15 protein-coding genes are annotated in these 14,341 nt (G+C 21.1%); 10 read left to right on the forward strand and 5 right to left on the reverse strand.

Features of this window, described 5'->3' with window-relative positions; translation table 11 throughout:
• Window positions 1-7 precede the first annotated feature (7 nt).
• From ACIJYE_RS00650 to ACIJYE_RS00660, 3 genes are read left to right on the forward strand one after another with little or no spacing between them, the layout of a single operon-like run.
• A complete protein-coding gene (locus ACIJYE_RS00650; RefSeq protein ID WP_435090477.1) occupies window positions 8-445 on the forward strand; it encodes an N-acetylneuraminate synthase family protein in 438 nt (145 codons plus the stop codon).
• Complete coding sequence (locus ACIJYE_RS00655; RefSeq protein ID WP_435090478.1) at window positions 385-1,539, forward strand: N-acetylneuraminate synthase family protein; 1,155 nt, start codon at window positions 385-387, stop codon at window positions 1,537-1,539. The genes ACIJYE_RS00650 and ACIJYE_RS00655 overlap by 61 nt, the downstream gene beginning before the upstream one ends.
• A complete protein-coding gene (locus tag ACIJYE_RS00660; protein ID WP_435090479.1) occupies window positions 1,536-2,267 on the forward strand; it encodes a cytidylyltransferase domain-containing protein in 732 nt (243 codons plus the stop codon). The genes ACIJYE_RS00655 and ACIJYE_RS00660 overlap by 4 nt, the downstream gene beginning before the upstream one ends.
• A gap of 181 nt (window positions 2,268-2,448) precedes the next feature.
• On the opposite strand, the gene ACIJYE_RS00665 is transcribed toward ACIJYE_RS00660, so the two are convergent.
• On the reverse strand, window positions 2,449-3,414 hold the full coding sequence (locus tag ACIJYE_RS00665) for a hypothetical protein (RefSeq protein ID WP_435090480.1): 966 nt from the start codon (window positions 3,412-3,414) through the stop codon (window positions 2,449-2,451).
• Window positions 3,415-3,716: 302 nt separating this feature from the next.
• On the opposite strand from ACIJYE_RS00665, the gene ACIJYE_RS00670 reads away from it, so the two are divergent.
• From ACIJYE_RS00670 to ACIJYE_RS00690, 5 genes are all read left to right on the forward strand, one after another.
• Complete coding sequence (locus tag ACIJYE_RS00670) at window positions 3,717-5,054, forward strand: PQQ-dependent sugar dehydrogenase (RefSeq protein WP_435090482.1); 1,338 nt, start codon at window positions 3,717-3,719, stop codon at window positions 5,052-5,054.
• Window positions 5,041-5,595 (forward strand): WbuC family cupin fold metalloprotein, encoded by a 555-nt coding sequence (locus tag ACIJYE_RS00675; RefSeq protein WP_435090483.1) that lies wholly within the window; start codon window positions 5,041-5,043, stop codon window positions 5,593-5,595. The genes ACIJYE_RS00670 and ACIJYE_RS00675 overlap by 14 nt, the downstream gene beginning before the upstream one ends.
• Window positions 5,585-6,415: an NAD-dependent epimerase/dehydratase family protein gene (locus ACIJYE_RS00680; protein WP_435090484.1), complete on the forward strand. Its 831-nt coding sequence runs from the start codon at window positions 5,585-5,587 to the stop codon at window positions 6,413-6,415. The genes ACIJYE_RS00675 and ACIJYE_RS00680 overlap by 11 nt, the downstream gene beginning before the upstream one ends.
• Window positions 6,416-6,795: 380 nt before the next feature.
• Window positions 6,796-7,419 carry a glycosyltransferase family 29 protein gene (locus tag ACIJYE_RS00685; RefSeq protein ID WP_435090486.1) on the forward strand — a complete coding sequence of 208 codons (624 nt, stop codon included), beginning with the start codon at window positions 6,796-6,798 and terminating at the stop codon, window positions 7,417-7,419.
• 2 nt (window positions 7,420-7,421) lie between these two features.
• Window positions 7,422-9,074: an ATP-binding cassette domain-containing protein gene (locus ACIJYE_RS00690; protein ID WP_435090488.1), complete on the forward strand. Its 1,653-nt coding sequence runs from the start codon at window positions 7,422-7,424 to the stop codon at window positions 9,072-9,074.
• On the opposite strand, the gene ACIJYE_RS00695 is transcribed toward ACIJYE_RS00690, so the two are convergent.
• Window positions 9,069-10,166 (reverse strand): DegT/DnrJ/EryC1/StrS family aminotransferase, encoded by a 1,098-nt coding sequence (locus tag ACIJYE_RS00695; protein WP_435090490.1) that lies wholly within the window; start codon window positions 10,164-10,166, stop codon window positions 9,069-9,071. The genes ACIJYE_RS00690 and ACIJYE_RS00695 overlap by 6 nt on opposite strands.
• 66 nt (window positions 10,167-10,232) lie before the next feature.
• Between ACIJYE_RS00695 and ACIJYE_RS00700 the strand changes: the two genes are divergently transcribed.
• On the forward strand, window positions 10,233-10,397 hold the full coding sequence (locus tag ACIJYE_RS00700) for a hypothetical protein (RefSeq protein WP_435090492.1): 165 nt from the start codon (window positions 10,233-10,235) through the stop codon (window positions 10,395-10,397).
• Window positions 10,398-10,400: 3 nt separating this feature from the next.
• Window positions 10,401-11,537, forward strand: coding sequence for a radical SAM protein (locus ACIJYE_RS00705; RefSeq protein WP_435090494.1), 1,137 nt, complete (start codon window positions 10,401-10,403; stop codon window positions 11,535-11,537).
• Between the two features lie 7 nt (window positions 11,538-11,544).
• Here the strand turns inward: ACIJYE_RS00705 and ACIJYE_RS00710 are convergent, their stop codons facing one another.
• Genes ACIJYE_RS00710 through ACIJYE_RS00720 form a run of 3 tightly spaced genes read right to left on the reverse strand, consistent with a single transcriptional unit; the run spans window position 11,545 to window position 14,334 of the window.
• Window positions 11,545-12,825 (reverse strand): glycosyltransferase family protein, encoded by a 1,281-nt coding sequence (locus ACIJYE_RS00710; RefSeq protein WP_435090495.1) that lies wholly within the window; start codon window positions 12,823-12,825, stop codon window positions 11,545-11,547.
• A gap of 12 nt (window positions 12,826-12,837) precedes the next feature.
• A complete protein-coding gene (locus ACIJYE_RS00715) occupies window positions 12,838-13,677 on the reverse strand; it encodes a hypothetical protein (RefSeq protein WP_435090497.1) in 840 nt (279 codons plus the stop codon).
• Between the two features lie 9 nt (window positions 13,678-13,686).
• On the reverse strand, window positions 13,687-14,334 hold the full coding sequence (locus tag ACIJYE_RS00720) for a class I SAM-dependent methyltransferase (RefSeq protein WP_435090499.1): 648 nt from the start codon (window positions 14,332-14,334) through the stop codon (window positions 13,687-13,689).
• Window positions 14,335-14,341: the final 7 nt, after the last annotated feature.

A 14,341-nucleotide genomic window follows, 5' to 3' on the forward strand; every position in this document is an offset into this window, starting at 1 on the left:
TAATACAATGAAAAATAACATAAAAAAACCATTAGTTATATTTGAAATAGCAAATAATCATATGGGTAATTTTAAACATGCAAAAAAAATTATTTCAGAATGTTTAAAATTAAAAAAAAATTTTTCAAAAAAAATTGATTTTGCTTTAAAATTTCAATTTAGAGATTTAGATACATATATTCATAAAAGTTATAAAAATACTGACCATAGTCAGGTAAATCGTTTTGAGAGCACAAAATTTTCAGATTATGAGTGGATATCGCTTATTAATTATGCAAAAAAAGACTTTAAATTAATATGTACCCCTTTTGATGAAATATCAGTAAATAAAGTTTTAAAATTTAAATTCGATATTATAAAAATTCCAAGTTGCTCAATGAATGAGTGGCCATTTTTAGAATATTTTTCAAAAAAAATAAAAAAAAAAAAATTATTTGTAGCTTAGGGGGAGCAACACCTGACGATATTGGAAAAGTAATAAGCTTTTTTAAAAACAAAAAAAAAAATATTAAATATCTATATTGTGTAGCTAAGTATCCTACCAATCCTGAAAATTTAAATTTATCTTATTTTTCTAAATTAAGACATTTATATGGAGATTCTATTTCAGGATTTTCATCTCATGAAGAAACAAATGAGGAATTAACTGGAGCCATAGCTTATGCGATGGGAGCGAGAATTTTTGAAAAGCATATTGGTTTAGAGACAAAAAAATTTAAATTAAACAAATATTCAGTTAATTCTTCACAAATGAACATATGGTTGAGTAATTTATCAAAGACAATTGATAGAATTGGAAAACCAGAAAATCGAGAAAAATTTTTAAAAAATGAAAAAGAAAATTTGAAACAGTTTAAAAGAGGTGTTTTTTTAAAAAAAAACAAAAAAAAAACAAAAGGAGAAGAGATAAATATCAAAGATATCTATTTTGCTTTTCCTTCAATAAAAAACCAAGTTTTTTTGGATAGTTTTTCAAAATTTAATAAAATTATAGCGCATAAAAATATTGATCCAAATACACCAATTTTAAATAGTTATGTGAAAATTTTTGATCATAGAAAAAAAATAGAGGAAATAAGAGATAAAATAAAAAATTTAATTAATATTTCAAAAGTGGTTATTAACAAAAATTCTAAACTTGAAATATCACACCATTACGGTTTAGATAAATTTGAAAAATTTGGAATGTGCATGATAACTATTCTCAATTTGAAATATTGTAAAAAATTAATTTTTATATTTAAAAACCAAAAACATCCTGCCCAGTACCACAAAAGGAAACAAGAAACTTTTTTTGTTTTGCACGGAAAAGTAAGATTGCAAATTAAAAAAAATAAGAAGATAATCTCAAAAATTCTTAAAGCTGGAGATTTAGCAACTATATTACCTAATGAAATTCATAGTTTTACTGGAATGTCTAGAGATGGTTGCATTATAGAAGAGCTTAGCACTAAAAGCTTGAAGAATGACTCATATTATATTGATAAAAAAATTAATAAAAATGTTTCAAGAAAAAGTTTTATTTCATTAAATTTATGAAAAAAAAAATTTTAGCAATAATACCATGCAGGTCAGGTTCAAAAGGAATAAAAAATAAAAATATTTTAAATATTTTTGGAAAGCCGCTGATTTATTATTCAATAATTTTTGCACAAAAATGTAAATTCATAGATAAAATAATTGTTTCAACAGATTCACAAAAATATAAAAAAATTGTTGAACAATATGGAGTTAAAGTTCCATTTTTACGACCAAAAAAAATTTCAATAGATACATCTTTGGATATTGATATTTTTAAACATACAATAAAATGGTTAAAAAATAATGAAAATTATATACCAGATCTTATTGTGCACTTAAGACCAACCACACCTCTTAGAAAAATTAAAATCTTAAAGAGAGCAATAAATATTATGAATAAAAATAAGAATTTAGACTCTTTAAGATCAATATCATTAAATAAATCAATACCTTACAAAATGTGGATTTTTAATAAAAACAATTCTTTAATTAAGCCAGTAATTAATGAAAAAAAATTCATAGAGTCCTTTAATGCCCCAAGACAAATGCTACGAAATACTTACACTCAAAATGCTGTTTACGATATCTTTAAAGCTAAATTACTTAAAAATAATATGATTAATGGAAAAAAAATTTATGGAATGATAACCAATGATTGTATCGATATTGATACAAAAGATGATTTAAAAAAATTAAATAAATATAAAAAAAGTTTTTTAAACTTTAAAACATTTATAAAAAGTTAAGCTTTTAGGTGAATATAAATAGTAGGTACGAATGAAATTTACATCAGAAATTTTCCAATAATATTCCCCCCTTTTTTATTATCGTCTAAAAACTAAAAAAATCTTTATCTCCTATTAGATCTTTAATATTTTCACCAATTATACTTTTTCCTATAATTATTTTATTTTTTTTCATTGAAAATTAATTTTTAGAATAATAGCTTTTAAAATTAACTACAATTTTTTTATTTAACCAAGGCCAAAAGTTGTTTACTTCTTTTTGGGTTGGATAGAAAAAGTCATTAGAGATATTTCTGTTTAGTAAATCAATATTATTGCATACAAATTCACCAGGCCTATTAATGAACACATTTATTGTTGCCAAGCCAGTATTTGTGCTTGAATAAAAATATCTAGATTTGATTAAAATTTTTAAATCATCCAAAAAATTTTTATTTTTTAAAAAGTTGATTTTTTTTAGTTTCATATTTTTTTTAATAATATGATGAGTTTTTAATTTTTTTCTAGAATTATCATCAGTCATTAAAAATATCTTATCTTTTGGAAATTTGTTTCTAAGTATTTCAATATCAGCTAGTATATCCTTTATACTTTGATTTCTCTCTGGATGTGAGTGAGAATATTTAAATCTTACCACATATGTAATTATATTACTCTTTTGAGACTTAATTAAAAAATTTTTATTTTTAAAAAACCTAAAGGTCTCTTTGTTAAGTAGCGGAAAGTATTCATAAATTCTTTTTCTTTTAAGATAGTTTTTTTTTAAAAAAACATAATCGTTTAATCTTATTAATTTTTCTGAATTTTTAAAATTCACAATCTCAATATGATCATTGTTCAAAAATTTAAATATATTAGTAAGTTCTTTTATAGTCTTTTCAATTTTAATTTTACTAAAATATTTATATAGGTCTTCTCTAATATAATCCTTAATAATTGCACATTTAATATTAAATCCATTATATCTTAATTGTCTTACTAACATGCAAAAATAAAAAAATTCTCCATAAGATATGGATGAGACTTTTAAATCATAAAAAAAAAATATTCTTTTTTGTTTATTTGTTTTTATATTGAGAAAAAATTTTTTAGCTTTTTTTCTTCTCCAAATATCAAGGAAGATGTTAAAAATAATTCTAGTAGGCATAATTAACAACAAAATATTTACTATATGATAAATGATAAAATGATATTTGCTCACAAGATAATAATAAATAGAAATTTTAATTTTTTTCATAAGTCATAAACTTATATAAATATTGCAATCAGGTAAGTATAAAAAATATTTTTTTTTTAATCATATTAAAATTATAAAAACTTAGTTATATTTTAAAATTTAGCTTTATTATATCTAGTTATTTCTTTAGAATACGATAATAATTTTTTTCAAGAAAAATTAATATGGTATTTAAATAAACAAAGTTTACGAAATTTACTATTAATAAATTAATGATCGCAAAAAATATTTCAAAATATATCTTGGTAATCATAGTCATTTTTATTTCTGCAAATATTTTAAATTATTTTTACGACTTTGATTTTATAAAAAAGAAAATACCAGAAAATATTAAAGGCTATTTAAAAAAGACAATTTTCTATTATTCATCAACAAATAAAGAAATCGAAGCCTTACAAAAAATAATAAATGATCAAGAAATTGATTTAGAGAATTACAAAAAAAAAATTAACTTAAGTGAATTAGAAATTATCAAACTTCAAAAGACTAAAAATTTTGTAAATCAATTAATTTTTCCACAAACTCAATTGATTAAAGTAAATTATTCAGAGTTAGAATTAGATTTAGACTCCTTTGATGGCAATTATTTGAAGGATGGAGAAAAAGCATCGCCTTATTACTTAGAAATTTTTGAGAACGAATTAATTTTATTTTCAAAAAAAGGTCAGATATATTTTGCAAATATAAATGAGATTAAAGAAAAAAAATTAATTAAAAAAAAAATATTAAATAACTTAGATAAATTTAACAATATAGAAATACTAGATGCACTTCTGTTGGAAAATAAAGTTTATTTATCTATTTTTTCACGTAACAATGCTTGTAATAACTATATCATTTTAGAAGCAGATTATAATAATCAAAAACTCTTATTTAAAGAATTTTTTAATTTTACCAAACTTGAAGATTGTACAAATATGAGTTGGGGGCTCGGTGGAAGATTACAAATTTATAATTTTAAAGAAAAAGAAGGCATTTTACTATCTTCAAATCAAATTTATTTTATTGATTTTGAAAATAAAGAAAAAATAGATTTTGCATCTGGATTTCGAAATCCACAAGGATTATTAGTTACACGAGAAAATGTGATTTTAGCTTCTGATCACGGACCAAGAGGAGGAGATGAAATAAATAAAATTTTATATCAAAAAAATTACGGCTGGCCATATGCCTCATATGGAGAGGAATATCTTGAAAGTTTTAGTGAGACAGATCCATTAAAGTATGAAAAAAAATATACCAATCATTCGTATGAACAACCAATTTTTTCCTTTTTAATAGGAATAGCTCCAAGTCAAATTATTCAAATAGAGTCAAGCTTTTCTAAAAAATGGAGCGAAGACTACATTTATTTATTATCTTCACTAAGATCTGGCTCTCTATATAGAGTAATTTTTTCAGAAAATTACAATCGAGTAATTGGTTATGAAAAAATTTACATTAATAGAAGAATAAGAGATATAATTTATGATAACTCTACAGAATTAATTTTTTTAGCAATAGAGGATAATAATGGTTTTTTAGGAGTAATTTCAAATGATAAAAACTAATAAAGTCAAATTGAGTGATGGAAAATCGTATAAAATTTATTTTAATAAAAAAAAATTTCACGATTTAAATTTAAGTTTTATAAAAAAAAAAATTGAGATGAAAAATGTTGGAATGGTAAGATATTGCCTCCATAAATCGGAGAAAGATTTAATACAAGAAAGCATTATAGCAACAAAAGGGTTTAGATATTTTAGAACACACAAACATCCAAAAAATAAATGTGAAACATATCATATAATGGAAGGAAAAATTATTATTTGTTTAATTGACGATAGTAGAAAAATTCTTAAAAGAAAAATAATTTCATCAAAAACAGATACAAAAATTTTTCATATAGATCCAAATATTTTCCATTTAATTGTTCCAATCTCAAAAATAGCTATTTGGCACGAAGTTTCGGTGGGACCTTTTGAAAAAAATAAGAAATTTATTATTTTTGATCAAACATCACCAGATTACAATTCAACAAATAATAAAATTATATCTTATTGTAATAAAGTAAGTGGAATAAATCATTTTAAAAATAAAATTGCAAAATAACATTTCAATAATTGGTTCAAGTGGCTATATAGGAAAAAATTTAAATAATTATTTATCCAAAAAAAAATATTATAATATATTTTGTGTAAATTCTAAAAATGGAAATTTACTAAGTAATCAAATATTAAAAATTTCAAAAAATTTTAATAATTCAAAAGTTATCTATCTTGCAGCCAAACACAGAAAACATGGTGATACTTTGAACCTTAAAAGGCAGAATATCAAAATGTTAAAAAATTTTTTATCATCTATAAAAAAAAATATACCAAGACTTATTATTTTTGTAAGTACGGTTGAAGTATATGGGAAATGTAAAAAAAAAATTAACGAAAAAACTTTTACAAAACCTTTAAACAAATATGCAGAGGGTAAAATTATTCAAGAAAAATTAATTTCAAATTACTGTAAGAAAAAAAGAGTTAATTATTTAATTTTAAGAATTCCAGGTATTTATGGTAAAAAATATAAAGACTCGATAATACATAAAATTTATAAGACTTATCTGAGGAAAAACCCAATATGGCACTCTTCAGCAGAAGAAAAAAGAGATTATTTACATGTTGAAGATTTTGTTAAGATTATAGAAAAAATATTAAATAAAAAGAAATCATCAATTAATTTACTCAACATCACATCAGGTAAATCAATTAAGTTAAAGAACATTTTTTCATTATTTATGAATAATAAAAAAAAAATAAAAGTTATTAAATATATAAAGCATCATGAGGAGTTTGATTTAATTTTTGACAATAAAAAATTAAAAAAATTTATAAATAAATATAAATTTAAAACAATTGAAAATGAAATTAAAAAATATTAATTATAAATTTTCTATTTTGATTTATTTACTTGTAAGTTATCTTGTAAGTAGATTTATAGATCATTCACCCAATAGTAGTTATAAAACTTTTAAACCGTAAACAAAGATTATTTTTTTTGTTTATTTTAAGATCATTAAATAGTTTTTTAGATTTCATTCTTTTAAAAAATATAATGAAAATGATAAAAAGAATTTTAGTGAGAATAAAAAATTGCAAAGTATAAGTTATGATACTGAAAAATATTATTTTTATATACTAAATACTATCAAAATGAGGTTTTAATTATTTTATTAATTAAAAATAGTTTAGATAATTTTTGTATTTAGGAAAACTTTAATTATAATAACATTTTATTATTTATCATAAACTTGTCTCAAAATTGAAAAAAATAAATTATATATTTCCCGAGTTATCTATATCAGAGCCAGTGATTTTAGTTGGCAATTCTCCATCAAACCTTTTAAAAGAAAATGGTAATATTATAGATCAATTTAAAACAGTCATCAGATTCAATGATAATCAGATTCAAGGTTATGAAAAACATATTGGAAAAAAAACTGATTTAGTTTTTATAAATAATGGAGTTTATCCCTCTTTTAAACCACATCAAAATGAAAAAATCATATTAATAGATAATTCTTTGCAAAAAAATTTTAATAATTTTAAACCAGAATTTAAAGATCATTTTTTACTGGATCCAAATGCAATTTTATTTTTAAGATATAAGTATGGACCATTTAAGAATTTTTTAAGATTTTTGCATTATCGTGGCACATGGATTAATCTTATATATCCAAAATTAATCACTATAGGTACAATAGTTTCTCTTCTTCTTATTGAAAATGATATAAAATTTACTATCACGGGCATGGATTTGAATTATAAAAAAAATAATAGTCATTATTTTAAAAATGCTTCACAAGAAAACAATGAGAAAAATTTTTACTTAGAAAAAAAGATTTTGATACCATTCATTAAGAGTAGAAAAATAGATATATTATAATAATGCAAAAAGAGATATTTAAAGTTTTAAACTATCTTAAAAAAATTAATAAAAAATTGTTTTATCAAACTTTGATAATTTCATTTTTTTCTGCATTACTACAATCTTTAATCATTTATTTAATTTATCCAATAGTTTTTTATTATATAAATAGTAATGAAAAGATTTCTGATCAAATAATCAATTTATCTTTTTTGCAAAATTTAGATGGTAATAAAATAAAATTAATATCTCTATTTTTTTTAATTTGTTTATTATTATTTGTTGTTTCAAGATTATTATTCTTGATATCCAATATAAAGCTTTCAGGTTATGGAAACTTGTCACTTAAAATGAAATATTACTCAGATTTTTTGGAATTAGATTATTCTAGTGAAATTAAAGTTACAAAATCTGATATTTTAACAACTTTAAATGTTAGAGCAGAAAAATTTAAAGAGTTTATTCAATCAATATTAAATTTAATTAATAATTTTTTTAACTGTATATTTTTATCTATCGTAATTTTAATTATAGATTTAAAAATTGCTTCACTTTTAGTTTTATTTGGTATTGTTCTATCAATTTTCTATATCATATTGAAAAATTTCAATAAGTCTTTTTATAAAAAAGAGTATGAAATATATAAAAATTATAATTACATTAACATTTCATATATTTTTTCTAAGTATGAAATTTTAATGAATAGATTAGAAAAAAAATTTTCTGAAAATTTTAGATTTAACAAGATTAAAGAGATAAATTTAGAAGTAATTAAAAGTGGCGTGAACCATATACCAAGGCTTTTCATTGAATTTTTTCTATATTTTGCAATAATTGTGGTGCTTTTTTTAGAAGGAAGTGAAATACAAAATAATTTTGCTAAAATTGGTGTTCTAGCTTTAGCTGGTATTAGGATAATGCCTGTTTTTTATTCAATTTATAAAGAATACATAAATTTAAGAATATTAAAAAATTATTTTTCATCAAAAGGTTATCATAAAAAGAATATTATAACAAAAAATAAGAATATACAATTTGGTGATATTGAAAAATTAGAGATAAAATCAAAATTTACATATGATAACAAAAAGTTTTTTAATTTTAATTTCAATATAAAAAGGGGGGACAGAATATTATTATATGGTGATTCTGGTTCAGGTAAATCAACTTTAATAAAAATTATTACTGGAATTATAAAATTACAAAAACCCTATAAAGTTATAGTTGATAAAAAAAATATAAATTCAAATTTAGTAAATTATTGGAAAAAAATTTCTTACCTACCTCAAGATGGTTTGTTGATGATAGATAATTTAAAAAGAAATATCACATTGAAAGATAAGTTGACAAGTGAAGAAGAGAAATTTTACAACGAAATATTTCATTTAGTACAATTATACAAAATAGAAAAAAATATAAATAAATTTAATAATAAACTAGTAGATTTTGATGCTAAAAATATTAGTGGTGGACAAAAACAAAGAGTGTTAATTGCTAGAGCTTTATTTAAAAAAGCAGATATTTTTTTATTGGATGAGTCATTTAATCAATTAGATAGAGAATCTGAAATTAAAATTGTTCAAAATATTAAAAAAAGGTTTAAAAATAAAACTATTATTATTTCAAGTCACAGACCTGTTAAAAATTTCTATACAAAAAAATATAAATTATAGTTTTTTCTCAAAAAAATAATTAATTTTTTTTATAACGTAGAAAATTTCTTTTTTTTTTAAATTTTCATCTATTGGTAGTGATAATATTTCATTTACAATTTTTTTACCGTTACTAAAATTTTTTAATTTATTTTCTTTTTTAAATGGAGGAAAATCACATATTAAATGCTTATGATTTATTTTTGTTTCTATATTATTTTGATTTAAATACTTTATCAATTTTGATCTTTGTTTTGTTCTTATTGTATAGTTATAGTAATTATGACTAAAATTTTTATAGAAAACTGGTTTTTCTATTTTATTAGTCAGATATTTATCATATAAATTTGCTATCTTAATTCTTCTATTAATAATTTGTTTTAAATTATGAAGATTTTTTTCTAATGCATTACAATGTATATTATCTATTTTATGATTTAATTCAGCAATTTTACAAAATTCTTTATTATGTATTCCTGCATATCTTAATAATTTAAAATTATCTTTTATTTTTTTTTGTTTAAAACTAATTCCACCAGCCTCACCAAGGGATCCAAAAACTTTCATGGGATTCATGCTGAATGCACTAAAATCACCAAAACATCCTGAATTGATATTATCTATTTTTGTGCCAAAAGATTGTGCGCAATCTTCAACTAAAATTATTTTTCTTTTTTGTAAATATTTTTTAATTTTTTTTAAATTTCCACATAATCCACCAAAATGTACAAATAGTACTGCTCTTGTTTTTTTTGTTATTTTATTTTTAATTTCATTTAAATCTAAATGAAGATTTTCATCAATATCAGACCCTATGACTTTACAACCAGCCATTTTAATTGCTGTAAATGAAGAAAACCATGAAAGGCATGGAACTATTACTTCATCATCCTTTTTAAAATTAAGCATTTTAAATATTAGATAAATTGCATTTGTGCCAGAAGAAACACCCATAAATTCTCTATTATTTAAATATTTCCCAGCTTTTCTTTCAAAATCTTCTTTTATTTTATCATTTATAAAGTATCCCGATTTTAAAAATAAATTAAAGTTTTTACCTTTATAATATTTTTTAACATCAAGTCTTTCTAAATATCTGTATCTAATTAACATTTTATAAAAAAATTTTATATTTTAAATTTTATTTAATATCAATCTTAATTACAGTATAATTTTTTAATGTGTGGTATTATAGGTATAGTTTCCCAAAGTTTAAACAAAGAAGATTTATTTAATCAAGTAAAAAAAATTTCAGAAATAATAGAAAAAAATTATAAGTCTGATAACTATTATACGGTTAATAAATTTTGGAAGTATGTAAATGCATATCATTTGATAAACTAAAAAATGAGATCTTTTAATAAAAAAAATTATCTTAAAAAATTCAAACTAGTTAAGCTTTATTTATTAATAAAAACTAAAGCTTATTATTCCATTGAAAATTTAAAAATGGTTTTAAGAAAGATTTTTAAAATTCAGCACATACCTGACATATTTAATAATATAAACATAGAGACGTCTAGTGTTTGTAATTTGGGTTGTAAGTTTTGTGGTTACACTAAGAGAGATGAAAATAAATATCCTTTTAAAGTTATGTCGGATGAGGATTTCTATGAAAATGTTAAACAAGCAGAAATTTATGGATTTAAAAATATTGGATTGTCTCCTGTTACTGGAGATATTTATATGGATAAAAATTTATCCAATAAATTTAGAATTTTAGAAAATTCAAATATAGATGGATTTTATTTTGTTACCAACTTTATTGCAACGAAGCATAATGATATTGATGAATATTTTTCTTTAAGAAAATTAAAATCTATAGAAATTAGTATTTATGGGCATGATTTAGAAACCTTTAAAAAAATAAGTGATTCAAATGATGTATCATATTTTCGTTTAATTGATAATTTGAAATATATTTATGAAAAATTAAAAAATAATGTAAATAATTTTACGCTAGGAATTGATCAAAGAGACTCGAAAACGTTTAAAATTGAAAATGATAACTCCGATCTTTCATTGATAATTAAAAAAATTCTCTCGTTAAAAAAAAATAATATTAAATATAATTTTGAAACTAATTATAATAATTGGGGAGGCATGATAAACAATAAAGATCTAGAGGGTCTCAACTTGCAGCTTAATGATGGCAAAGAAGTATTTAAAGTTGGTGCATGCTCTCTTTTATTTTCTAGGCTAATTATTGGAGCAGACAATACAGTTAATGCTTGCGCTTGTAGAGATGCAAATTATAGCCTAAGAATTGGAAATACTAAAAACTCAAATTTAAAAGAAATACTTTCATATAAAAATAAAAAATATTTAAATATTATAAAAAATCATGAAAATGAAAATTACCCTGATATTTGCAAAAATTGTGACTTTTACACAAGCATTTACTCAACAACTCATAAAGCTGGTATTGCTTATGATGAAAGAAAGAGAATAAACCTTAAAGAATTTTACAAATTGATTCAATAAATATTTATTAAATTATTTTATTAATAATATTTATATAAATATCTGCCCTTGATTTATCTGTATGGTGATTTAAAGTTTTTTGGAATCCACTTTGAGCAACTTTTTCTACAAATTTTGGATTTTGTTTCAAAAAATACAACTTATCTTTTAAATCTTCAAAACTAGTATAACTAACTACGTCCTTACCATCTTCAAATAAATCACTTAAATTTTCAAATTTTTCGATTAACATGCAACTAGCTAAACCCGTAATTTCAAAAGTTCTTATATTGCCAATATAATTTGACATAGATTCGGTGTGAATATTAATTGAGATTTTTGAATTATTAATATTCTCATAATACTCAAGGCCAAATTTAGGCTCACCTACAATTTTAGGAAAGTTTTTTTTTAGGGGACCTCTATAAAAAAAATTATAATTATCTGAATTAAAATTTTGTATTATATCAATAATATTTTGTATTTTTTTATAATATTTATTAAAAATTTTTTTATTTATAGATTTAGTACATTCTAAAATTGCTAGAATAATTTTTTTAGAATAAATATTCTTTTGTGTTATTTTAAATATAAAATAGATGAAATAATGAAAATTTGAATTATTTTCATATATATTACAAGAAATTAGTTTTTGTTCTATTAATTTATATAAGTAAAAATACCTTTTTTTGTGATCATACATGCCGTGGCTATATGAAGAACCATCAAATGAAACTAAATTATTTCTATTATTAAAACTATTTATTTTTAAATTATTAAGAATATTTGAATTAAAACAATGATAAATTAATTCGTAATTTTTACAATTTTTACCAAATTTTTTTATCAACCAGGGGTTTCTAAATATAACTAAATCAAATAAAGAATAATCCCTAATATCTCTAATTGGAAATCCATTTAACAATATAATTTTAAAATTGATTTTTAAATTGTTTTTAATTTGAATTAATTTTTTTATAGAATAAGTCCCTATATCTCTAAGAATGATAATTTTTGGTTTATAATTTTTGATTATATTTGCAATAATATTATCTTCATCGATATATTTAATACACTCCTCTAAACATAATTTGTTTAGTAAAAATTTATCCCCTAAAAAAATTTCTTTTGAGGAAAAAAATTTTGATATATATTGATTTAAATCAATCCTAGAAAAAAAAGATCTGTTATTAATTTCTTTTACTAAGCTTTCAGAAGACAATTCATTTTTATCATCAATACTATTGATTATACCCTTTGTAATATCATTTTTAAAAAAAGAGCTTAAAATAATAATATCTTTAATCATCAACTCTTAGGATTATTTCTTATAGTGCTTGTCTTTTTCAAAAATACTTTTTCTTTTTTGACCTAATGTTCTAAAACTACTATAAAATGGATTACCCAGTATTTTTCTAAAAATAGAGACAAAGGAATAATTTAATTTTCGATAATTGTTAAGATCAGAGTTACCTGTATTTTTATAATAAAAGTTTCTAATTAATATTGGAATTGCTAGTCTAGGTATTTTATTTTTATTGATTTCGGTTTTATGCAAAGTTAATGCAGTCAAAAAAAGAACAGATCTATTTTGAATATTAAGTTTTGAGGTTTTATAGGAATTTACATTAATTGGCTCTCTATTTTGATTTTCAATGAAGCCAAATTTATGTGAGCCTTTTACAATTTCAAGTGTACCCATGCCTTGTTTTAAATTCAAAGGTATCCAAATTAAAATATTTTCAATACCTGCACCTGACCATATTTCTTGGTGTAATTTTTTAAATAAATGATCATTACCAATATTTTCTTTTTCATTAATCAAAAGTTCATTATCTTCTTCATACTCAATGTCAGGACCCAATATTGAAATTAGTTGATTCTTTAGTTTTTTTTCTAAAAGTAAATCTCTAATTAAATTTTTTTTATATAATATTTCTCCCAACTTAATTTGGATTTTATTTTTTGGAAGTATTTGTTTTAATTTGAAATAGTTATTTTTAAAATCTTTTTCTTTAAATTTAATTTTTTTTTGTTTTAATATATTTTCAATTTCTGTCTCTATAATTGTATTTGCATTATTTATGATTTTTTTACTTATACAATTTTTTAATACAAAGTATCCATCGTTAAGGAGTTTTTGAATATTATCTGATTTCATAAATTTTCATTACTTTATACATAACGCAAAGAGATAATGAGACATCTTATCATAACCTGTATGAATTATCTCATCATTCATACTAAACACAAAAACATTGTTAAAGTATTTATAACAAAATTTTTTTAACTCAGACTTAGTATAAACATTAACATGTCCCATTTTTGAATATTTTGATGAATATCTCTGAGACTCTCGGCTAGGGGTGCCAATAATTAAAGTTCCATTATTAGAGAGTGATTTAACTTGATTTTTCATAAATTTATTTACTTTTTTTGGTGAAATATGCTCAATTACATCGATAGAATATATTGCATCGTATTTTTCATATGAGATCTTTTTTGAAAAATCATGAATGAAATATTTATTTTTGTTAAATTTAATTTTTTTGAAATATTCAATATTCGCAATTTCGATGTCGCAAAGATCAAGTCTATTAACATTTTGATCAATTATTCTGCTTAAAAAACCGTCACCAGCTCCAACCTCTAAAACTTTTTTATATCCTTCCAAAAGCTTACTAACAAATTTATATCTAGATAGAGAAAATAATAAATGTTTTGGATCATTCATCCAAGCTTCAGACAAATGTTTTCCCAAGATTAAATCTGGATATTTTGATAAAATATTTTTATATATTTTTTTATTAATATTCATTTTGTAT

The organism is Candidatus Pelagibacter bacterium nBUS_30, assembly GCF_051201245.1.
Lineage (GTDB): Bacteria > Pseudomonadota > Alphaproteobacteria > Pelagibacterales > Pelagibacteraceae > Pelagibacter.

Bases quoted from the DNA above. Each gene is read 5' to 3' on its own strand.
- ACIJYE_RS00650 (WP_435090477.1), top strand. From the start codon at position 8: ATGAAAAATAACATAAAAAAACCATTAGTTATATTTGAAATAGCAAAT.
- ACIJYE_RS00690 (WP_435090488.1), top strand. From the start codon at position 7,422: ATGCAAAAAGAGATATTTAAAGTTTTAAACTATCTTAAAAAAATTAAT.
- ACIJYE_RS00670 (WP_435090482.1), top strand. From the start codon at position 3,717: ATGATCGCAAAAAATATTTCAAAATATATCTTGGTAATCATAGTCATT.
- ACIJYE_RS00700 (WP_435090492.1), top strand. From the start codon at position 10,233: ATGTGTGGTATTATAGGTATAGTTTCCCAAAGTTTAAACAAAGAAGAT.
- ACIJYE_RS00665 (WP_435090480.1), bottom strand. From the start codon at position 3,414: ATGCCTACTAGAATTATTTTTAACATCTTCCTTGATATTTGGAGAAGA.
- ACIJYE_RS00660 (WP_435090479.1), top strand. From the start codon at position 1,536: ATGAAAAAAAAAATTTTAGCAATAATACCATGCAGGTCAGGTTCAAAA.
- ACIJYE_RS00720 (WP_435090499.1), bottom strand. From the start codon at position 14,334: ATGAATATTAATAAAAAAATATATAAAAATATTTTATCAAAATATCCA.
- ACIJYE_RS00715 (WP_435090497.1), bottom strand. From the start codon at position 13,677: ATGAAATCAGATAATATTCAAAAACTCCTTAACGATGGATACTTTGTA.
- ACIJYE_RS00705 (WP_435090494.1), top strand. From the start codon at position 10,401: ATGAGATCTTTTAATAAAAAAAATTATCTTAAAAAATTCAAACTAGTT.
- ACIJYE_RS00710 (WP_435090495.1), bottom strand. From the start codon at position 12,825: ATGATTAAAGATATTATTATTTTAAGCTCTTTTTTTAAAAATGATATT.
- ACIJYE_RS00675 (WP_435090483.1), top strand. From the start codon at position 5,041: ATGATAAAAACTAATAAAGTCAAATTGAGTGATGGAAAATCGTATAAA.
- ACIJYE_RS00695 (WP_435090490.1), bottom strand. From the start codon at position 10,166: ATGTTAATTAGATACAGATATTTAGAAAGACTTGATGTTAAAAAATAT.